The organism is Alcanivorax sp. NBRC 101098, assembly GCF_001010505.1.
In the GTDB taxonomy this organism is placed as follows: Bacteria; Pseudomonadota; Gammaproteobacteria; order Pseudomonadales; family Alcanivoracaceae; genus Alcanivorax; species Alcanivorax borkumensis.
In genome coordinates this window covers 1893030-1912056 of sequence record NZ_AP014613.1, presented here as the reverse complement: position 1 = coordinate 1912056, position 19027 = coordinate 1893030, and the positions used below count along the sequence as shown (strand labels likewise).

Below are 19027 nucleotides of genomic sequence, written 5' to 3'. Positions count from 1 at the left end.
GACATGACAGGCCAGCAAATCAATCCCATTCGCCAGCTTCCCGTTACCGTATTGTCAGGGTTCCTGGGTGCCGGAAAAACCACGGTGCTGAACCATATTCTTAACAATCGAAGCGGGCTGCGGGTTGCCGTTATCGTTAACGATATGAGTGAAATCAATATTGATGCTGCGCTGGTCAATCAGAACGTTTCTCTCAATCGGGCAGAAGAGAAACTGGTGGAAATGAGCAATGGTTGCATCTGTTGCACCCTGCGCGAGGATTTGTTGGTGGAAGTGGATCGGCTGGCCAGAGAAGGGAGCTTCGATTACTTGGTTATCGAATCCACAGGGATATCTGAGCCTTTGCCTGTGGCAGAAACCTTTACCTTCGAAGACGAAAACGGTGAAGGGCTATCTTCTGTAGCACGGCTGGACACCATGGTCACAGTGGTGGATGGGGTTAACTTTCTCCGCGATTACAATAGTTGCCGTACGCTCCAGCAAGAGGCAGAAAACCTGGGCGAAGAAGATCACCGCAATGTGGTGGATCTCCTGGTGGAACAGGTGGAATTCTCTGATGTGATCCTGATCAGCAAGACGGATTTGGCCACGAAAAAGGAGCTCGATGCTCTGCAAGCCACCTTGCGGTTGTTGAATCCGGATGCTCGTATTCTACCGATTAGCCACGGTGCGGTGCCGCTGGATGATGTGCTTAACACCGGCCTGTTCGACTTTGAAAAAGCCCAGCAGGGGCCGGGGTGGTTAAAAGAAATGCGTGGCGAACATTTGCCCGAAACTGAGGAATACGGCATCAGCAGTTTCACCTATGAAGCTCGTCGCCCGTTTCACCCGCAACGTTTCTGGGACTTTTTGCAACAGCCTTGGCCCTACGGCACGTTGTTACGTTCAAAGGGTTTTTTCTGGTTGGCCAGTCGGCCCCAATTTGCGGGTAACTGGAGCCAGGCGGGCGATGTTGTTCATCACGGCCCGGCGGGCATGTTCTGGAAAACCGTGCCGGAACAACAGTGGCCCACTGACGAGGAATACCGGGCCTTGATCATGGAAAAGTGGCAAGAACCGTTTGGTGATATGCGCCAGGAGTTGGTGTTTATCGGCCACAACCTGCAACCAGAGGCAACTCGCCAAGCGCTGGATGCCTGTTTGTTGACGGAAGCAGAAATGCTCCAAGGTAAGGCGCTTTGGGAACAGTTGGATGATCCGTTTCCGCAATGGGAGATGGCGGGGTGATGACGATGGCAGTGGCGCAAGCGGAGATTACTACGTCGCAATGGCATTGTTCGCCAGATGCAGCGGTGCTGGCGGACATCGTTCAGGATGATATGGAGGTGGCCGTCTGGGATCGTCCCAGTCCTGTGGGCCAGGACGTGGTAGCGTTGGCCTGCCAACAACGGCTGGCACTAAAACACTGGCTTGAGCTTTCTCAGCTTGAGGGGGCTATCGAGCGAATGCTTCCGGATGAGCGCTATGGGGCGTTGCGGGACGATCTAGTTTTGCTTGCCGACATGACTGCGTGTCTATTTGGCGTGTCTGGCCTAGGGTTACGTGTTACGGCTTTGCAAGCGCCTATGTGCCCACGCTTTCATGTGGACCGAATTCCGGTTCGGTTATTGTGCACCTATGGCGGCCAGGGCAGTCAGTGGCTGCCGTTTGATTGCGTGGACGATCAATTGCTCTCGCCTGGCAGTAACCAGCCTTTGCTTTTTCAGCAAGAAAACGTCAAGCAACTTGAGGCCGGGCAGGTGGCGCTGTTCAAAGGCGAGTCATGGCGGGATAATCCGGGGGCAGGCGTGGTCCACCGGTCCCCGCCCATGTCTCCCGGTCAGCAGCGGTTGTTGATCACTCTGGATATTTAGGCTGAGAACATGGCAGTGAGTCGAACAGAGCAGATTCTTAATAGCGCTGAGCAGCAATGTCGAAAGCTGGGTGTGCGCATGACCCCCCAGCGCAAACAAGTTATGGCGCTAATACTGGAGCAAAAAACCCCGCAAAGTGCCTATCAGCTACTCGACCAGTTCAAAGCCCGCTATCAGAGCAATGCACAGCCGCCCACGATTTATCGAGCGCTGGATTTTCTGGTTCAGCAAGGGTTGGCCCACCGGCTTAGCTCCACCAACCAGTATCTGGCCTGTGATCACATTACCTGCCAACACGGCCATCGCGGAACGGTGTTCTTGTTATGTGATCAGTGTGGTGGCGTTCAGGAAACCCCCATGGCGGGGGCCGCTGTTGACGAATTACAACACACCCTGGATGAAGTGGGTTTTGTAATTCAGCAAGAACCGCTGTTGGAAGTGCATGGCCGTTGTGCCGATTGCGCATCGCTAGCGGGCAGCTAAACAACACTCTTCTCGGGAGACAGTAATGCAACGTTTTCGCCTAGACGTGATGGCTATCGGCCTGTCTAGCCTCTGCATGATTCACTGCGTCGCCAGCGTGGCGGGGCTCTTTGCCATCGGATTGTTATCCGCGTTTGGCAGTGTGGATGAAATATTTCACTTGGTCATGCTGGCCATCATAGTGCCGGTAAGCCTGCTCGCCATTGGCGTAGGTTACCGGCGACATCGTCGTCTTTCCGTCTTGGTTCCAGGCGTATTAGCCTTGGCGGGGTTGTGTCTGCTAACCGTTTTTGAACATGCTATGCACGGCACTTTTTGGGAACCATTGCTGACAGTTCTGATCGGACTCTGTTTGGTGGGAACCCATGTGGGCAATATTCGAGGCTGCAATGACTGCGAGATAAATCATGAAAAACCCTATGCAACCTAAGTGGCTGGCCGCTCTATTACTGCCATTGAGTGTGGCTGGCTTCGCAGCAGATGTGCATCAGCATGGTCATGCCGAGGCGGCGGTTGTACTCGAAGGCGATCAGTTAACCGTTAGTTTCCGGGCGCCGTTGATGGATATTTTCGGTAGCGAGCAGCCACCGGCCGATGCCTCAGCGCGATTGCGTTACAGCAAGCGCTTGGCACAGGTTATAGAACCTCAGCCGTCTGCAGCTGCCCTGTGTGAATTGATCAATGTGTCCTCTCGTTCCGTAGCCGATTTGTTTCCGGAAAGTAAGGCGCATGATCGTGATGACCATGACCACGATGATGATTCCCATGAAGCGGTCAATCATCATCAGGACATCGTCCACGAATGGACGTTTGCCTGCGAGGCCCCTCAGCAGCTGCAAGCCGTAGATCTGCCGTTTCTTAGTACCTTTTCGAGCCTGACCACAGACGTGGTGCTGTTGTTACCGGCCGTCCAGAGCGCTTCGCGTCTGGCTCCGGGTCAAACTCGAATACTCGTGGAGTAAGGCCGTAGTGGGTTTGGTACTGGAGCTCAACGAGCTGGAATACCGCCATCCCGGCGACCTGCGGGCCTTTCTGCAGGTGCCGCATTTTTCCCTGCAGGCGGGAGAACGTGTGTTGCTCCATGGCCCCAGTGGTTGTGGCAAGAGCACCTTGTTGTCCTTGATTACCGGCATTCGTCCGGTGCAGCGTGGCCGTATCCACATTGCAGGCCAGCCCTTTTCCTCGTTGCCCCAGCGCCGCCGAGATGCATTTCGCGCCGATCACCTGGGGGTGATTTTTCAGGCCTTTAATTTGCTTCCTTACCTAAATGCCGTGGACAACGTGTGCTTGGCTGCCGGTTTCTCCCGTCAGCGTTGTGACCGGGAAGGGATTCGCAGTAAGGCCCATAGACAATCCACTGCCCGGGCTTTGCTGGCTCGGCTGGGCTTAGATGACAGCACCGTTACTCTGCCCGCGTGGCAGTTGTCTTTCGGGCAGCAACAGCGGGTGGCCGCAGCCCGTGCTTTGTTCGGTAAACCGGACCTCATTATTGCCGATGAACCCACCTCCGCGTTGGATAACCACAGCCGCGATATTTTGCTTACATTACTGTGTGAACTGTGCGAACAGTCTGGCAGTGCCTTGCTGATGGTTAGCCACGACAAACAGGTGGGCGATCATTTTCAACGCAGTGTGGATTTTGCCCACCTGGCAGGGGAGGCAAACCATGCTAGCTAAGGTGATGCTTGCCTCCCTGAAAACCCGGCGAACATCAGCGCTATTGATCGTTGCTGCCATTGGCCTGAGTGTGCTGATGATCATCGGCATAGATCGGGTACGGCATCAGGTGCGTGCCAATTTCTCCAGTACCATTTCGGGTACAGATTTGATCGTCAGCGCCCGTGGTGGGCCGATGAACATTTTGCTCTACAGCGTCTTCCGGCTCAGTGATCCCACTGCAGGTATTAGCTGGAAGACGGTGGAACATTTGGCTGACCACCCGGATGTGAAGTGGTGGATTCCCATTGCCTTGGGTGATTCCCATCGTGGTTATCCGGTGGTGGCCACCAACGACAGTTATTTAGCGCATTACCGTTATGGCCGAGATCAGCGCTTGGCCCTGCAAAGCGGCGCTTGGTTTGCTCGGGCGGATCAAGCCGTGCTTGGCAGTGCCGTGGCTGCCCGGCTTGGCTATCAGCAGGGTGAGCACATTGTGTTGGCTCACGGTGCCAGCGGGCCGGCCATTGTGGAACATGATAACCACCCGTTTACGGTGGTCGGTATTCTCGCGCCCACCGGCACCCCTGTGGATCAAAGCGTGCATATCTCTCTGGAAGGCATGGCGGTGATTCATCGCGGGGGCGCGTATAGGTCGGGCCTGCCTCCCATGCTAGGCCAAGCACGGGATAAACCCGATTCAGTGAATGCGGTCATGTTGGGATTGAAACGCCGCCTGGCCGTGTTGAGCTTGCAGCGGGAGTTGTCCCGTTATGAGCGCGAGCCGCTTACGGCCATTATTCCCGGCGTGCAATTGCAGCGGTTGTGGCGAATCACTGCCGCCGGCGAAAATGCCCTGCGCGCCACATCGCTGGCGGTGCTGGTGGTCGCTTTGCTGGTGCTGGTGTCCACGGTGCTGGCGGCGCTGGAAGGGCGCCGCCATGAAATCGCTGTCCTGCGGGCGACAGGTGCCGGGCGGCTGGCCGTGTATACGGTAATCGTCGGTGAAAGCCTGTGTCTTACCGTGTTGGGCTGCTTGTTGGGTCTGGGGGTGTTATTTTTGGCGCAATGGGGGTTAGCGCCGATGGCGCTGGCTGAATGGTCGTTGCGACTTCCTGAACACTTTCTCGCGTGGCGGGAATTACCGGCCATTGGCGCTATTCTGCTCGCCGGCTCCATGGCAGGGCTGATCCCGGCAGAAAAGGCCTTCCGTAATAGCTTGGCCGATGGCCTGACCCCAAGGAACTGATCATGCGTTATTTGCTTGCTGTGCTCTGTTTTAGCTGGAGCCTGTCTTCCATGGCGGCCAATGAGATCGAGTGGGAGGCGCTAGTGCCGGAGGGTTATGACCCCTCGGAGATTTATAACACTCTCTTCGATGATATTTATGGGGAACAGCAAGCGCCTGACTCCATTGCGGATGGCGACGCTCGAGGCAAGAAAATGTTAGACGCCATCGATAAAGCCTGGCGCGAAGCGCCGCTGAAACAGTCCTTAGACAATACTGCCGTGCGCTTGGCGGGTTACGGCGTGCCGCTGGATGGCGATGAAGAATATGTACGTGAGTTCCTGCTAGTACCGTATTTTGGCGCCTGTATCCACACGCCTCCGCCGCCGCGCAATCAGATTGTGTTGGTGAAAATGAAAGGTCGGGGCGTGCCGCTGGATCTGGCTCTGGATGCCATGTGGCTCTCGGGAACGCTTACCGTTAGCAGCCAAGAAACGGAATACGGCACGGCCGGCTATGTGCTGGAAGGAGAAAGCGCAGAGCCATTTACTGGCTATGACCAGTAACCCGGCCTTATTTTAATGCGCTTTATGACAACAGCGTATTAGGCGCGCGATTTGCACTGCCGCAACATGGCCCAGTGTTGTACCGACGTGCCGGGGATATCGCCCTCATGCACTACCTCAAACCCAAACCGTTGATACAGAGAAACATTGTTCGGGTTATGGGTATCGAGATAGCAGGGCAAGCCTTGCTGATCGAACAGGTCTAGCGAGGGTTGCAGTAGCGGTGTGGACAGCCCGCGCCCTTGCTGCGAGGGATCAATACCCAGCAGTAGCAGGTACATATGCGGGGTGGTGAGAACCCGGTGGTGCACTGCCTGCATGGCATCTGCAGCCACCATTTGGCGTTTTATGGCGCCGGGGCCTTGCTTGAACAACGCCCGCACCGCACCAAAACGCAACATATCAATTACGCTGTGTTCAATGGCTGACGAGGGCAACCAGACTGCGGCGCCATTAAGGCTATTATGGTCATCGACAGGCTGCGGCGTGGTGTCTACTTGACCGTTGTGGCGAGCATGGGCGACCAGAAAGCGAAAAGTGAAGAACGCCAGTGCTTGCCGTTGCGACGGGTCCGCAAAAAAGTATTCAAACAGTGGGTCATGAAAAAAGGCCCGGCTGAACACGTGGGCAAGGTCATTGAGTGGTGGTTGTGTGGTTGGCATATCTGAAATATCCGGCTGCGACAGGCGGAGCATACCGTAAACTTAGGGCTTCGGTGAGCCTGTTAGGCGCACCTAAGTGAATGGCTCAGGCTGGGCGGGTTTGTTCGTTGGCGGGTTCGCCGCCGAGAAAGGCGCAGGCTCCCAGTGAGTGCGCAGGTTGCATTGCAAACCGCCACAGCTAAATCACCGAATGGCAGCTTACTACCAGGGTGCGGTGGGTATTCTTCCCTTCAGGATATAAGCGCCGTCACGACCAAGCAGGGAAGCCAATACCCCGTTGCGAATGGCCTCTTCTCGTGGCCGAACTCTTCGAGTTTTTATCCGTTAGAGGATGATGCGCGATTGATGGCTTTTCTTGTTATTTCCCCGCGCCCCCGTTTGCCATCGGCGGTGACTCAGATGCCGGTGTGTACAAGATTGCCAGCTCCACGAAACAGTTAAATTCCTATGGGAAAATACGATGAGGCTTACAGACGTTGGGCATATAACAGGCAATGCTTTGACGATGCTGTAGGTGGAAATAACGGTTTCTCTTCTGGTGATCTATTCTGATGGTATTGGGGGGGGCTCAGCGAGGGTCTTCAAAAAGCCGTTTTCTGTACCTTCGCTACGTCGAACACGAGAATTAAATTCTGTTGCTGCTTCTGCGTTTACCCCGGCTTTGCCCGGGGTTTTTGTTTTCTGGGTTATGGCTAAGCTCCCGCAAAAAAACGCCTTCATGCCCTGTGGGTGTGTTGCCTCTTCTAAGATATAAGCTTCAACCGCCCCTGAAGTAATAACGAGTGCAATAAAGAAGGGTTATGGCGCTCACGTCGCTACGTTGTGAGCTATGCTAGCGTCTATCCGCTAATCGGCATCTGCTCGATAGCGCAACCCGACGGAGACCCCCATGACCAACACCAAACAACAATGGCTGCAGGCTTTCACCGGTGGATTTATTGCCACCCTGTTGTTCCATCAAGGCGTCCTCGCATTGTTTTGGTTGGGCGGCCTTATCCCCACGTTTCCTTGGAACATGACGCCCGTGCCGCCGTTGGGCATTCCTCAAGTGCTCTCTCTGGCATTCTGGGGGGGTGTTTGGGGTTTGCCCGTATGGTTGATCATTCGCCGCTGGCAGGGTATCAAATTTTGGCTTAGCGCCATGATTATTGGCGCCATTGGCCCGACCCTGGTGGCCATGTTGCTGGTTTTCCCTATGAAAGGATTGGACGTGAATGCCACCAAGGTCGTGGGCGGTTTAATCGTGAATGCGGCTTGGGGTTTGGGGTTGGCAGTCTGGATGCAATTTAGCCTGCACCGGTAAAGCTCCCTTTGGGGGCTTTCGATGGCGGTGAAGACCCTCCTTCATCGCGTGTCGGTGTCAATCACTGGCCCTGCATCAGGTATACTCGCCGCTCCTTGAGTTTTTCGGTGATTTTCCATGCAGGCTACGCCTTCCTCCGTACCCGCTAATGCTTGGCGCCAGCGTCTGAGTGCTTGGCTTAATTCTTCGTTATTCGCGAATAGCATCACCGCGTTGATTCTCCTGAATGCCATTATTCTTGGAGTGGAAACGTCCTCAGTAGCGCAAGAGCGAGTAGGGCGGTGGTTGACCTTGGTCAACCAAGTGATTTTGTTCGCCTTCACGCTGGAAATTGCACTCAAGTTGGTTGCCTTTGGTCCGCGCTTTTTCCGTTCCGGTTGGAACGTATTTGACTTTCTGATCGTCGCTATCTCCCTGACGCCAGCCTCAGGGCCGTTGGCTATCTTGCGGAGTTTACGCATCCTGCGGGTGTTGCGCCTGCTGTCATCGGTGAAACGACTGCGCATGCTGGTGGAATCCTTGATGCAAGCCTTGCCCGGTATCGGTTGGACCGCAGCGCTGCTACTGATGATGTTCTACATCTTTGCAGTGATGGGCACCGAGCTGTTCGGCGAAGCGTTTCCGCAGTGGTTTGGCAGCTTGGGCGCCAGCATTTATAGCCTGTTTCAGATTATGACCCTGGAAAGTTGGTCTATGGGGATCGCCCGACCTGTTATGGAGGTGTATCCCCTAGCGTGGATCTTCTTCGTGCCCTTCATCCTCATTTCCAGCTTTATGGTGCTCAACCTGTTTATTGCCATCATTGTGAGCGCGACCCAAGAAGTACATGAGAGCGAGCAGCGTGCAGAGCGGGAAGCCAATAATCTGATTGCCCACGATGAGCGCCAGGAAATGCTGGATCTTATGCGCGCAATGCACGCAAAAATTGTGGCGCTGGAAGCTGCCCAGCAGGGCAAGGCCGGCCAGTAAAGGTTGGCGATTTACCTATCATGGAGCGGCTCTGTGAGTCGTGCACGGTTGTCTTCTGGGCTGTTCAGTTGAGGTGACCTCGACGTGAAGTGGCTCGCTGACAAATAAACCGAGACCGAACGCCGGAGAGTAAACATGAGTAAGCCTGTCGCCACATTTGTAGACACAGCCGAAGACCCGTCCTCGTTGTGGAAAACCATGGGTGGGCGCAACTGGGTAGCTTCCCAGCAGCTGATTGATCATTTGTTCAAGCCCATCGAAGTGCTGCTGGCCGAAGCGGTGCAGGCCCAATCCCCGCGCCATGTTCTTGATATAGGCTGCGGTACCGGTGGCACAACCCGCACGATTCATCGCCATACCCAAGAAGGGGGCTATGCCACCGGCGTGGACGTGTCCGAGGTAATGATCGACGCCGCACGACAGGCTAGTGAGCAGGATGGCGCGGACAAGGAAGGACCCGGCCCAGAGTTTATCTGCGCCGACGCCGCCCGCTATGATTTCCAAGAAGGCTTGTTCGACATGCTGGTGTCGCGTTTTGGCATCATGTTTTTCGAAGATCCCGTGCGGGCCTTTCAAAACCTCAGGCGCGCCGCTAGCAAAGAGGCCACGGCGTTGTTTTTTTCCTGGCGCTCCCCGAAAGAAACCCCCTTTATGACTACCGCTGGCCGGGCGGCCAAGTCTATCGTCACCTTGCCGCAACAAGACCGGAACGCGCCCGGGCAGTTTGCATTTGCAGACCCCCAACGGGTAGAGAGCATTCTTGAATCAGCAGGTTGGCACGACATCAGCATTGAACCGCTGGATTTCGAATGTGCGTTCCCCGAGACCGAGCTGGTGAGTTTTTTCACCCGCATCGGCCCGCTCGGTCGCATTCTTCCCGGTCTGGATGAAAAAACCCAAGCACAGCTTATTACGGTGGTCAGAGAAGCCTTCGAGCCTTTTGTGTTCGGTGATACCGTGAAATTCAACGCTGCCTGCTGGCAGATCAAAGCAAAAGCATCGTGAGATAAGAGGCCACTCTACGAACGGCATGTGGCTGCGTCTCAGGGGCGCGGCCCTTTGCGTCGATTTCTCTTGCGCACACCAGAATCAAAATCCTGAATCGTATTCATTTATTTGCGCCGTAAGGTCGTGTACATTCGGAACTGAAGCACAAATAAAACGCGGTTAATAATAATGAGCCTGCCAGGATGGTGGGCAATAAAGCAATGAGGGCAGGATGCTTTTATTCCGAAGAACGCAGAAGCAGACAATCTGCCGGATTACCCCTCAGCAATGCCGAACGTTCTCCATGCTGTGCATACTCCTGTGCTCTCCGTTTGCCCATTCAGCCCTGTTCCTTGGTGTCTCACCCGGTGATTCCTGTCTTGAAACCTATGAAATGGAAATTGACAGGGGAGCGGAGGCTGACTTCCCTCTGCACACGATGCTGGAGCACGAACTTCTGGCGTTTTACCGCGACACCCCGGAACGTTCTGAAGTGACTGGGTATCAATGCGGCGAAGACCGTATCTCGTTGGTTTATTACGGAGTCTGGTTCAATAACGAGGAGCACCAAAAGGTTTTCTTTAAAACCCATCAAGCAGCAATAGAGGCAGAATTCGGAGATCCATCATTTAATGCTTTTAATCTCGGCTGGATGGCGAGGCTCGTTTTGTGGTTGGACGGGAAAGAGGACATAGAGGAGACGCTGCCACTGGTTCAGTGGCAGCAAAAAAGTGGCGACAAGCTCATGCTTCAATATTCCTCCTTGCAGATTGATGGCAAAGCCTATGGGGTCACCATGAGCTGGGAGCGATAGTTACCATGGCCACCGTTATACCCAACCTCAGCACCCTGCGTGGCATGACGAAAGGCGAGAGGCGCCTGGGGCAGCGCTTAGAAACGCTATTAGAGGATGACTACACCGTTTGGTACGACACACCGGTGGGCCGCAATCGGCGCTATCCAGATTATATTATCCTGCATCCCGGCCGTGGCTTGCTGTTTCTGGAGGTAAAAGATTGGAAGCTAGATACCCTCAAGACGATCACGCCCCGCGATGCGGAGATTTTTACCTCCGATGGTTTGAAGACCGTCACCAATCCTTTGCAGCAGGCCCGCCAGTGTGCGCTCACCGCCATCAAAAAACTGCAGCGCGATGCGCACCTGCAACAAACCTGCGCACAGCACAAAGGCAAGCTCTGCTTCCCGTGGGGCTATGGGGTCGTGTTCCCTAATATCACCCGTAAGCAATGGAACGAGGCCATTAGTGAGGAGCATCAGGAACTGGTGTTACCCCCACACCGTTTGATCTGCCGGGATGAAATGACCGCCACCATTGACCCGGAAGTGTTCCAGGAGCAGCTATGGGCCATGTTCGAATACACCTTCGGCGACAAACTCACCCTGCCGCAGATTGATCGTATCCGCTGGAATCTATTCCCTGAAATTCGCATAAACGCGCCCCAGCAAGGGCTGTTCGATGCGGAGGGTGAAGACGATGAACCAGAGGTAGGGCAGGGCGGGGCCAATGAGGGAAAGCCGGTGGTCGCGAGCCAGCCAAGTTACAACACCATCCCAGACATTGTCCGCGTGATGGACCTGCAGCAAGAACAGCTGGCCCGGAGCATGGGTGATGGCCACCGGGTTATCCATGGCGTGGCCGGCTCTGGCAAGACGCTGATCCTCGGCTATCGTTGTCTGCACTTGGCCCAGGCCGTCACCAAGCCGATTTTGGTGTTGTGCTTCAATATCACCTTGGCTGCCCGACTGCGAAGTTTTATTGCCGAAAAGGGCATCGAAGAGAAAGTGCAGGTGCACCACTTCCATGAATGGTGTGGCCGGCAAATGCAAACCTACAACGTGGACCCGATCGCCGCCACACCAGAGCTAAAACCCTGGGAACGGCAGGTGGAAACCGTTATACAGGCCGTGGATAAGAATCAGATTCCTCGTGCCCAATACAGCGCGGTGATGATCGACGAAGGCCACGACTTCGAGCAGGACTGGCTGGCCCTGATTGTGCAGATGATCGACCCGAACACCAATTCCCTGCTGCTGCTCTATGACGATGCCCAGTCCATCTACAAGAAACGCAATCTCAAGTTTCCCCTGTCCAGTGCCGGCATTCAGGCCCGTGGTCGAACCACCATTTTGAAACTGAATTACCGCAACACCCGCGAAATCCTTAGCTACGCCTACGATTTCGCGAAGGACTTCCTGCAAGCTCAAGATGCCGACGACGACCACATTCCCCTCATCGCACCGGAGGTGGCCGGTGTGAGCGGCCCGCCACCGGCGTTTCGCAAATTCGACAACTTCAACGACGAAGCCCACTACATCGCTCGCTGCATTCACAAATGGCACCAAAGCGGCCGCCCCCTCAACACCATTGCGGTGATCTACGGTTACACCTGGCAGGCAGACACTCTGCAACGAGCCCTCAACGCCGAAGGCATTCCCCATGCCTGGTTAAAAAACAGCGCCAGCAAGAAAGCCTACGACGCGAATGCGCAGCGGGTGGCGCTACTTACCCGGCAAAGCAGCAAGGGGCTGGAATTCGATACCGTGGTGCTGGCAGGGCTGGGCGGATTGAAAGACGACCAGGAGAACCTGGAGCGCGAGGTGCGGCTATTGTATGTGGGGATGACGCGGGCACGGCAGCAGTTATTGCTGACCGGGAGTGGTGACAATTGGTTTGTTGGCCGGTTTGGGCAGTAGTTGAATAATGTAAGGGGCAAACTTAGCGCTATTGTTTTTGCAGAGTACCCGGTGGCGCAAACCACTATGGCAAGTGCAGGCCAGGCCTTCTTTGCCGTCTTTGCCTCGCAATGCCATTACCTAGCGTCGTTCAGATTAAATCTGAATTACTCACATTATCTTTACCTTCGTAACCCGTCCGTAATGAACTACATCACGGCTCATGGCGGCATCGCATTACTGCGGCATTCGCCCAGCAGCGACGACCCCATGGCGCGCTTTGGTGAACAGCCCTAGCAGCGATACCATGGCCACCACATGCGTGAAGGCCGCGCTACCGCGATGCGGTGCTGCGAATGAACCCAACAGCACAGACGGTTAGTGGTGCCTGCGCGAACCTAAATGAGGCATTTATGCATGCGTTTTGAGCACCAATAGCGCGCAGCTAGGCTGCCTACGTGCACGGATACAGGGCCTTAGCTGGCCTTTTTGCACAACTCGGCCAGCTTCTGATCTAGCATATTCAGAATATGGCGGCGGCTGATTACCCCCACCACCTTGTTGGCGGCATTCACCACCGGATAGATTTTCGGCTTGGCGTTCAGCATCTGCTGGGCCAGGTTCAGTACATCGTCGTTCAGCGATACCGTCAGTACCTCGCTTTGCATTAGGTCCCTCACGGTTGCTACGCGCTGGTTGTGATATACCACCTGTAATGCCGCCTGCAGGCATTCGCGCTCACTGATCCAGCCCACCAGCGTCCCCGCGCTATCGGTAACGGGGCTGCCCAGCATATCCAGTTTGATCAGATTGCTGGAGGCTTCCACCACCGGCATCTCCGGGCGGATAGTCGCAAAACGGGTGCACATCAAGTCCTTGATCGATACAGAATCCATGGGGCTTACCTCTTGCTCGGGTCAGGTACCACAAAGGGTTAAGCCAGCAATATGGCTGGCCACTGAGCAAGATACTGCGGGAACCATGCCAACTATTGGATTTCGCAGAAGTGGCGGTGGAGTCGCGAACGCCTCCGTCAGCCTATTGACCCTAAGAAACACCCCCCGCAATTCTGTTCATTTATTTACACCCCACGATTATGTAGATTCGAACTGGATCGCAGGCCAGCAGCCACGACATTGCCCTGCTCGCGAGCCTGATCCAAACGAGTCAATGACAAGTAAGCTCCAATGCCATCCGGCAGGCGTATAACAACAGGTTGCACTGTTAGCAGTAGCCCTGCCGGGAGCAGTATTGGGCCGAGCAACGGAGGCAAGCATGCCTGTGAAGAAGGTTGGCTGGCGAGATTTGGCCAAAGGAGTGCGGTACATGGTGCCGCCACTGCTGGATATTCAGCGCAGTAACCTGTTGCGCCTAGCCGGGTTGCGGCCCAGCAGCAAGCAGTCCATTGGCAAGGTTATCCAATACTGGGCCAGTCGCACCCCGCACAACATCGCCTTGCGGTTCGAGGATCAGCAGTGGACCTACGCGCAATTTAACGCCTGGGCCAACCGCTTGGCCGCCTGCTGGCGGGAGCAGGGTGTGGGCGCCGGAGACACTGTCGCGATCATGATGGAAAACCGGCCTGAGGCGTTGGCCTGTGTGGCGGCCACCGTCAAATTGGGCGCCATCGCGGCCATGCTCAACCACAACCAGAGTGGCGAGGTGCTGGAACACAGTATCCAGCTGGTCAAGCCGCGGTTATTGGTAGTCAGTGCGGAATGTGCAGCGGCCCTGGCCACCACTCGCTTTACTCCAACGCCAAGCGCGCCGAACAGCTCGTCGCCCGCTTCATCAATCGGCTATCTGTGGCACGGTGGCGACCAGGGGCAGCCTGCGCCGCCGGGTTGGCTAGATCTGCATGAACACAGCAGCCGGCAATCGCAAGCCAACCCGCCCAGCACTTGCCGAGTGCGCGCCGAGCAGCCGTGTTTTTCCATCTTTACCTCCGGCACCACCGGCTTACCCAAGGCCTCGGTGATGACACATTATCGCTGGCTGGCCGCCATGGCGGGTATGGGCGGCTTGGCCTTGGGCATCCGCCGCAAAGAGGTGTTCTATTGCTGCCTGCCGCTGTACCACAACAATGCGCTTACCGTGGCCTGGGGCTCGGTATTATCCATGGGCGCCACCCTGGCACTGGATCGCAAGTTCAGTGCCTCCCAGTTCTGGGAGCGGGTGCGCCATTACGACGCCACCGCGTTTTGTTATATCGGTGAGCTGCTCCGTTACCTGCTCAATGTGCCGCCCAGCCACATGGACCGTCAGCACCGTATTCGATTAATCACCGGCAACGGGCTGCGCCCGGAAATCTGGGAGCCCTTCGAGCAGCGTTTTGGCATCCACCGTATCTATGAATTTTACGGTGCCAGTGAATCTAATATTGGGTTTATCAACCTCTTTGGTGTGGCCCAGACTGCGGGGTTTACTCCGCTGCCTTTCGCCATCGTCGAATTCGACAATGACACCGAAACCCCGCGCCGTAACCGTGATGGGTTTATGCAGCGCATCCCTAAGGGTGGGGTTGGCCTTTTGATTAGCGAAGTGACCCCGCGGCGGCCCTTTGATGGTTATACCGACCCTGCTGCCGGGGAGAAAAAGTTGCTGCGCGATGTCTTCAAAAAAGGCGATTGCTGGTTCGATTCTGGTGACCTGGTGCGCGACCAGGGCTTGCGCCACATTCAATTTGTCGACCGGGTAGGCGATACCTTCCGCTGGAAAGGGGAGAACGTGGCCGCCGGCGAAGTGGAAGGGGCTATGGCTCAGCACCCGGATATTGATCATGGTGTGGTGTACGGGGTCAGCATTCCCGGCTGCGATGGCCGCGCAGGGATGGCGGCCATTACGCTCAGCCAGGGCGTCGCCCTTAATGGCCGGGGCCTGGCACAGCATTTGAGCCGTGTGCTGCCGACCTATGCGGTGCCCCTGTTTCTGCGCATCCGTGATCATCAGGAAACCACCGGCACCTTTAAATACCGCAAGGTAGCGGTGAAAAAACAAGGCATAGCGCCCGATCAAGTGGCCGAACCCGTGTATGTACTGCTGGATAACCAGCGCGGCTACCAACCGCTGACGCCCCAGCTATACCGGCAGATACAACAAGGCGAGATACGCCTGTAATCCCAGCGAGAGCGGGTTGGCACAGGGTGGTTACCGGGCCGCACTGCGCGACCACCACCTCAAGAATGGCTCAAACAAAGAGCAGTAGAAAGGGGGCCGGGCGGTGTAATTTGACGGTAATCAGGAATGGTGCATTTTCAACAGGCATATCATTGAAATAGCAGTATGGTAGGAATGGAATATCTGACTCCGGAGAGGTGGAATGGATTTTAAGGACTACTACGCCCTGCTTGGGGTGGAGCCAGACGCCGACGCGGCCGCTATCAAGACGGCCTACCGCCGGCTGGCCCGCAAGTATCACCCGGATATCAGCAAGGAAAACGACGCCGAAGCCAAGTTTAAGGACGTGGCTGAGGCCTGGCAGGTGCTGAAAGATCCAGATAAACGCGCTGATTACGACCAGCTACGCGCCTTTCGAAACCAGCAAGGCGATGGCGGTTCGTTTCAGCCGCCCCCTGGCTGGCAGCCGTCGAGCGGGGGCTTTGACCCGGCCGATGCGGGCTTTTCTGACTTCTTTGAATCCCTGTTCACCGGCGCCCGCCAGGCCCGTGGCGGGCACGCCCCATCGCGGCGTGGTGAAGATGTGGAAATCGAGCTGCCCATTTTTCTAGAAGACACGATCAGCAGCGAATCCAAATCTGTTTCTTACCGGCTGCCGGAGTACGACCAGTACGGCCAGGTGGTCGGCGAAAAAAGCAAAACCCTGAACGTGAAAATTCCGGCCGGGGTGACCGACGGTGAACGCATTCGGCTAAAAGGCCAGGGTATTGCCGGTATCGGTAACGCCCCCGCGGGCGACGTGTACCTGCGCATTCGCCTGGTGCCGCATCCCTTGTTCGATGTGGAAGGCCACAACCTGATCGTTACCGTGCCGGTGGCGCCCTGGGAAGTGGCGCTGGGGGCAAAAATTGAAGTGCCCACCCTCACCGGCGCAGTACAGATGACCATCCCGGCACGCAGCCAGAACGGCAAGAAGCTGCGTATTCCTGGTAAAGGGCTGCCCAGCAAGGCAGGGAAGGGCGACCTGATTGCCGTGTTAAAAGTAGTCATGCCCGATGCCACCGGCGAAGACATTGACGCGCTGTGGCAACAACTGGCCGACAAGGCAAGCTTCGATCCACGTGCACAATGGAGACGGTAATTATGGCCTCTCAATTAAGAATCACGGTATGCAGTAACGACATTTGCCAACGGGTGCAGATATCAGAGCAGGATCTCATCGACATCGTCAGCCTCGGCATTATCGAACCCCAGGATAGGCAGGCCCGCGAATGGCAATTCGACGATGCCGTGCTCGCCGAAATCGCCCGCGCCACCCGCTTGCGGCGGGACCTGGAGATCAACTGGGAGGGCGTAGCACTGGCCCTGGAATTGCTCGATGAAGTGCAGGCGCTACGCCGGGAAAACCACGCGCTGCTGCGGCGGCTAAAACGATTCGAGGCGTAATTCCCAATGGCGCTTTTGCCACCAGGCTGGGCGCCTTTTTCTCTTTGTCGCGGCGCCACTGGAGGGCGGCCTCTGCGTTCTCTCTCCTGCAAAGCAAGCCTCCTGAAGCCTATTCATTTCTTTGCGCCTAAAGATTGTGTACATTCAAAGTAATCGCAAATAACACGATATCAATAACCGCGGCTGGCCAGGATGGCACGGCTTGTAATATGACTCAGGGGAAAGGATGCCAGTCTGGTTATCACCATATTCAGTATGGTTACCCCCGTTTACGGCTAAACGGGGGAGAAGCCCTTGGAATTAGGCGTTCTACTGGTTATTGCCATTGGCGTCATGCTGATCTTGGCCCAACAGAAACGGCCCGGTGGCGGGGCGCCCGCTTTTGGCTATCGCCGCAAACCTTACCTGCTGTCCAAGGCCGAACGCTCCTTCTACGGCTTGCTCACACAGGCCGTGGGCGACAAGGCCCTCATTTTCTCTAAAGTCCGCGTTGCGGATGTGCTCACCCCGCAAAAAGGCCTCAACCGGTCCAACTGGCAACGCGCCTTCAACCCGATTTCCGCCAAACACGTCGACTTTCTCCTCTGCGACCCACAAGACTGCGCCGTAAAACTGGCCATTGAGCTGGACGATGCCAGCCATGGTTCGGCCTCCCGGCAGAAGCGCGATGCCTTTCTGGAACAAGCCTGTGAGCCGGCTGGCTTGCCGCTGTTAAGAATCAGGGCGGCTAGGGGCTATGTCGTAGTGGATATTCGCCAGCAGATTGAGGCGATTCTGTTCCCTGGGACGGGTGAGGTGCCTATGAAGAAAGCCGCCGAGCCAGAATCGCAAAAGCGCATTGCCCCCTCGGCGGGCACGACTGATAGGTTTCATGCTGCTGCACAAGCTTGCCATAAATGTGGTGAGGCGATGGTGTTGCGAAAAGCGCGCTCTGGAAAACAGGCGGGGCAGACGTTTTGGGGATGCAGTGCGTTTCCGAAGTGTCGGGGCGTTAGGAAGTGTTGAGTCTTAGGCGGACGGGGCAAGATCTGCCCCCAATATTACGAGAACAGCTGGCCCGGAGCATGGGTGATGGCCACCGGGTTATCCATGGCGTGGCCGGCTCTGGCAAGACGCTGATCCTCGGCTATCGTTGTCTGCACTTGGCCCAGGCCGTCACCAAGCCGATTTTGGTGTTGTGCTTCAATATCACCTTGGCTGCCCGACTGCGAAGTTTTATTGCCGAAAAGGGCATCGAAGAGAAAGTGCAGGTGCACCACTTCCATGAATGGTGTGGCCGGCAAATGCAAACCTACAACGTGGACCCGATTGCCGCCACACCAGAGCTAAAACCCTGGGAACGGCAGGTGGAAACCGTTATACAGGCCGTGGATAAGAATCAGATTCCTCGTGCCCAATACAGCGCGGTGATGATCGACGAAGGCCACGACTTCGAGCAGGACTGGCTGGCCCTGATTGTGCAGATGATCGACCCGAACACCAATTCCCTGCTGCTGCTCTATGACGATGCCCAGTCCATCTACAAGAAACGCAATCTCAAGTTTCCCCTGTCCAGTGCCGGCATTCAGGCCCGTGGTCGAACCACCATTTTGAAACTGAATTACCGCAACACCCGCGAAATCCTTAGCTACGCCTACGATTTCGCGAAGGACTTCCTGCAAGCTCAAGATGCCGACGACGACCACATTCCCCTCATCGCACCGGAGGTGGCCGGTGTGAGCGGCCCGCCACCGGCGTTTCGCAAATTCGACAACTTCAACGACGAAGCCCACTACATCGCTCGCTGCATCCAGAAAAGTCATTTGAACGGCCAGCCGCTTAACAACACCTCCGTGGTCTACGGCTACGCCTGGCAGGCCGACGCCCTGAAGCGGGCGCTTAAACGGGAAATCATCTCTCTCGCCTGGCTGAAAGATAACGACAGCAAGAAAGCCTATGACGCCAACGCAGACAGCATCGCTTTACTCACCTGGCAAAACAGTAAAGGGCTGGAGTTCGATACCGTGGTGTTGGCAGGACTGGGAGGATCGAGGGATGAAGAGTAGAGCTTGGAGAGTGAAGTG

The 19027-nt window shown here is 56.0% G+C and carries 20 protein-coding genes; 18 read left to right on the top strand and 2 right to left on the bottom strand.

Going from position 1 to position 19027, the window contains the following annotated elements; all coding sequences use genetic code 11:
* The first annotated feature begins 3 nt into the window (after positions 1-3).
* The 8 genes from zigA to AS19_RS08630 are packed head-to-tail and all read left to right on the top strand — an operon-like array spanning position 4 to position 5786.
* Positions 4-1227, top strand: coding sequence for a zinc metallochaperone GTPase ZigA (gene zigA, locus AS19_RS08665; RefSeq protein ID WP_046962327.1), 1224 nt, complete (start codon positions 4-6; stop codon positions 1225-1227).
* Positions 1227-1853: a DUF1826 domain-containing protein gene (locus tag AS19_RS08660; RefSeq protein WP_052753782.1), complete on the top strand. Its 627-nt coding sequence runs from the start codon at positions 1227-1229 to the stop codon at positions 1851-1853. The genes zigA and AS19_RS08660 overlap by 1 nt, the downstream gene beginning before the upstream one ends.
* Before the next feature lie 9 nt (positions 1854-1862).
* On the top strand, positions 1863-2336 hold the full coding sequence (locus tag AS19_RS08655; RefSeq protein WP_011588958.1) for a transcriptional repressor: 474 nt from the start codon (positions 1863-1865) through the stop codon (positions 2334-2336).
* A gap of 25 nt (positions 2337-2361) precedes the next feature.
* On the top strand, positions 2362-2766 hold the full coding sequence (locus tag AS19_RS08650; protein ID WP_011588957.1) for a MerC domain-containing protein: 405 nt from the start codon (positions 2362-2364) through the stop codon (positions 2764-2766).
* The gene (locus AS19_RS08645; RefSeq protein WP_011588956.1) at positions 2744-3298 is read left to right on the top strand and encodes a DUF2796 domain-containing protein; all 555 of its coding nucleotides are present in this window, start codon (positions 2744-2746) and stop codon (positions 3296-3298) included. Before AS19_RS08650 ends, AS19_RS08645 begins: the two co-directional genes overlap by 23 nt.
* Before the next feature lie 7 nt (positions 3299-3305).
* Entirely contained in the window at positions 3306-4013 is a 708-nt protein-coding gene (locus AS19_RS08640; RefSeq protein WP_011588955.1) for an ABC transporter ATP-binding protein, read from the top strand.
* Positions 4003-5241 carry an ABC transporter permease gene (locus tag AS19_RS08635; protein ID WP_046961946.1) on the top strand — a complete coding sequence of 413 codons (1239 nt, stop codon included), beginning with the start codon at positions 4003-4005 and terminating at the stop codon, positions 5239-5241. The genes AS19_RS08640 and AS19_RS08635 overlap by 11 nt, the downstream gene beginning before the upstream one ends.
* Positions 5242-5243: 2 nt before the next feature.
* Positions 5244-5786 (top strand): DUF3299 domain-containing protein, encoded by a 543-nt coding sequence (locus tag AS19_RS08630; protein ID WP_051428764.1) that lies wholly within the window; start codon positions 5244-5246, stop codon positions 5784-5786.
* Positions 5787-5824: 38 nt separating this feature from the next.
* Here the strand turns inward: AS19_RS08630 and AS19_RS08625 are convergent, their stop codons facing one another.
* The gene (locus tag AS19_RS08625) at positions 5825-6448 is read right to left on the bottom strand and encodes a GNAT family N-acetyltransferase (RefSeq protein WP_041705425.1); all 624 of its coding nucleotides are present in this window, start codon (positions 6446-6448) and stop codon (positions 5825-5827) included.
* An 889-nt stretch (positions 6449-7337) separates the two neighbouring features.
* Between AS19_RS08625 and AS19_RS08620 the strand changes: the two genes are divergently transcribed.
* From AS19_RS08620 to AS19_RS08600, 5 genes are all read left to right on the top strand, one after another.
* Positions 7338-7751 carry a hypothetical protein gene (locus AS19_RS08620; RefSeq protein WP_011588950.1) on the top strand — a complete coding sequence of 138 codons (414 nt, stop codon included), beginning with the start codon at positions 7338-7340 and terminating at the stop codon, positions 7749-7751.
* A 117-nt stretch (positions 7752-7868) separates the two neighbouring features.
* On the top strand, positions 7869-8720 hold the full coding sequence (locus tag AS19_RS08615; protein WP_046961944.1) for an ion transporter: 852 nt from the start codon (positions 7869-7871) through the stop codon (positions 8718-8720).
* Positions 8721-8855: 135 nt separating this feature from the next.
* A complete protein-coding gene (locus AS19_RS08610; RefSeq protein ID WP_046961943.1) occupies positions 8856-9725 on the top strand; it encodes a class I SAM-dependent methyltransferase in 870 nt (289 codons plus the stop codon).
* A 214-nt stretch (positions 9726-9939) separates the two neighbouring features.
* Positions 9940-10521, top strand: a complete 582-nt coding sequence (locus AS19_RS08605; protein ID WP_011588947.1) for a hypothetical protein — start codon at positions 9940-9942, stop codon at positions 10519-10521.
* 5 nt (positions 10522-10526) lie between these two features.
* A complete protein-coding gene (locus AS19_RS08600) occupies positions 10527-12422 on the top strand; it encodes a 3'-5' exonuclease (protein WP_046961942.1) in 1896 nt (631 codons plus the stop codon).
* A gap of 455 nt (positions 12423-12877) precedes the next feature.
* Here AS19_RS08600 and AS19_RS08595 read toward each other — a convergent pair whose 3' ends face one another.
* The gene (locus AS19_RS08595; protein ID WP_011588945.1) at positions 12878-13297 is read right to left on the bottom strand and encodes a CBS domain-containing protein; all 420 of its coding nucleotides are present in this window, start codon (positions 13295-13297) and stop codon (positions 12878-12880) included.
* Between the two features lie 379 nt (positions 13298-13676).
* Between AS19_RS08595 and AS19_RS08590 the strand changes: the two genes are divergently transcribed.
* The 5 genes from AS19_RS08590 (at position 13677) to AS19_RS08570 (ending at position 19009) form a co-directional block, all read left to right on the top strand.
* Positions 13677-15518, top strand: a complete 1842-nt coding sequence (locus AS19_RS08590; protein ID WP_052753752.1) for a long-chain-acyl-CoA synthetase — start codon at positions 13677-13679, stop codon at positions 15516-15518.
* A 202-nt stretch (positions 15519-15720) separates the two neighbouring features.
* Positions 15721-16659, top strand: a complete 939-nt coding sequence (gene cbpA / locus AS19_RS08585) for a curved DNA-binding protein (RefSeq protein WP_046961941.1) — start codon at positions 15721-15723, stop codon at positions 16657-16659.
* 2 nt (positions 16660-16661) lie between these two features.
* The gene (locus AS19_RS08580; RefSeq protein WP_046961940.1) at positions 16662-16964 is read left to right on the top strand and encodes a chaperone modulator CbpM; all 303 of its coding nucleotides are present in this window, start codon (positions 16662-16664) and stop codon (positions 16962-16964) included.
* A gap of 294 nt (positions 16965-17258) precedes the next feature.
* Complete coding sequence (locus AS19_RS08575) at positions 17259-17969, top strand: DUF2726 domain-containing protein (RefSeq protein WP_046961939.1); 711 nt, start codon at positions 17259-17261, stop codon at positions 17967-17969.
* Between the two features lie 59 nt (positions 17970-18028).
* The gene (locus tag AS19_RS08570; RefSeq protein WP_231860747.1) at positions 18029-19009 is read left to right on the top strand and encodes a DEAD/DEAH box helicase; all 981 of its coding nucleotides are present in this window, start codon (positions 18029-18031) and stop codon (positions 19007-19009) included.
* The last annotated feature ends 18 nt before the right edge of the window (positions 19010-19027 follow it).

What these genes read in the sequence shown, in the direction of transcription:
- zigA (WP_046962327.1), top strand. Translation starts at nt 4, where the DNA reads ATGACAGGCCAGCAAATCAATCCCATTCGCCAGCTTCCCGTTACCGTA.
- AS19_RS08660 (WP_052753782.1), top strand. Translation starts at nt 1,227, where the DNA reads ATGACGATGGCAGTGGCGCAAGCGGAGATTACTACGTCGCAATGGCAT.
- AS19_RS08655 (WP_011588958.1), top strand. Translation starts at nt 1,863, where the DNA reads ATGGCAGTGAGTCGAACAGAGCAGATTCTTAATAGCGCTGAGCAGCAA.
- AS19_RS08650 (WP_011588957.1), top strand. Translation starts at nt 2,362, where the DNA reads ATGCAACGTTTTCGCCTAGACGTGATGGCTATCGGCCTGTCTAGCCTC.
- AS19_RS08645 (WP_011588956.1), top strand. Translation starts at nt 2,744, where the DNA reads ATGAAAAACCCTATGCAACCTAAGTGGCTGGCCGCTCTATTACTGCCA.
- AS19_RS08635 (WP_046961946.1), top strand. Translation starts at nt 4,003, where the DNA reads ATGCTAGCTAAGGTGATGCTTGCCTCCCTGAAAACCCGGCGAACATCA.
- AS19_RS08630 (WP_051428764.1), top strand. Translation starts at nt 5,244, where the DNA reads ATGCGTTATTTGCTTGCTGTGCTCTGTTTTAGCTGGAGCCTGTCTTCC.
- AS19_RS08625 (WP_041705425.1), bottom strand. Translation starts at nt 6,448, where the DNA reads ATGCCAACCACACAACCACCACTCAATGACCTTGCCCACGTGTTCAGC.
- AS19_RS08620 (WP_011588950.1), top strand. Translation starts at nt 7,338, where the DNA reads ATGACCAACACCAAACAACAATGGCTGCAGGCTTTCACCGGTGGATTT.
- AS19_RS08615 (WP_046961944.1), top strand. Translation starts at nt 7,869, where the DNA reads ATGCAGGCTACGCCTTCCTCCGTACCCGCTAATGCTTGGCGCCAGCGT.
- AS19_RS08610 (WP_046961943.1), top strand. Translation starts at nt 8,856, where the DNA reads ATGAGTAAGCCTGTCGCCACATTTGTAGACACAGCCGAAGACCCGTCC.
- AS19_RS08605 (WP_011588947.1), top strand. Translation starts at nt 9,940, where the DNA reads ATGCTTTTATTCCGAAGAACGCAGAAGCAGACAATCTGCCGGATTACC.
- AS19_RS08600 (WP_046961942.1), top strand. Translation starts at nt 10,527, where the DNA reads ATGGCCACCGTTATACCCAACCTCAGCACCCTGCGTGGCATGACGAAA.
- AS19_RS08595 (WP_011588945.1), bottom strand. Translation starts at nt 13,297, where the DNA reads ATGGATTCTGTATCGATCAAGGACTTGATGTGCACCCGTTTTGCGACT.
- AS19_RS08590 (WP_052753752.1), top strand. Translation starts at nt 13,677, where the DNA reads ATGCCTGTGAAGAAGGTTGGCTGGCGAGATTTGGCCAAAGGAGTGCGG.
- cbpA (WP_046961941.1), top strand. Translation starts at nt 15,721, where the DNA reads ATGGATTTTAAGGACTACTACGCCCTGCTTGGGGTGGAGCCAGACGCC.
- AS19_RS08580 (WP_046961940.1), top strand. Translation starts at nt 16,662, where the DNA reads ATGGCCTCTCAATTAAGAATCACGGTATGCAGTAACGACATTTGCCAA.
- AS19_RS08570 (WP_231860747.1), top strand. Translation starts at nt 18,029, where the DNA reads ATGGGTGATGGCCACCGGGTTATCCATGGCGTGGCCGGCTCTGGCAAG.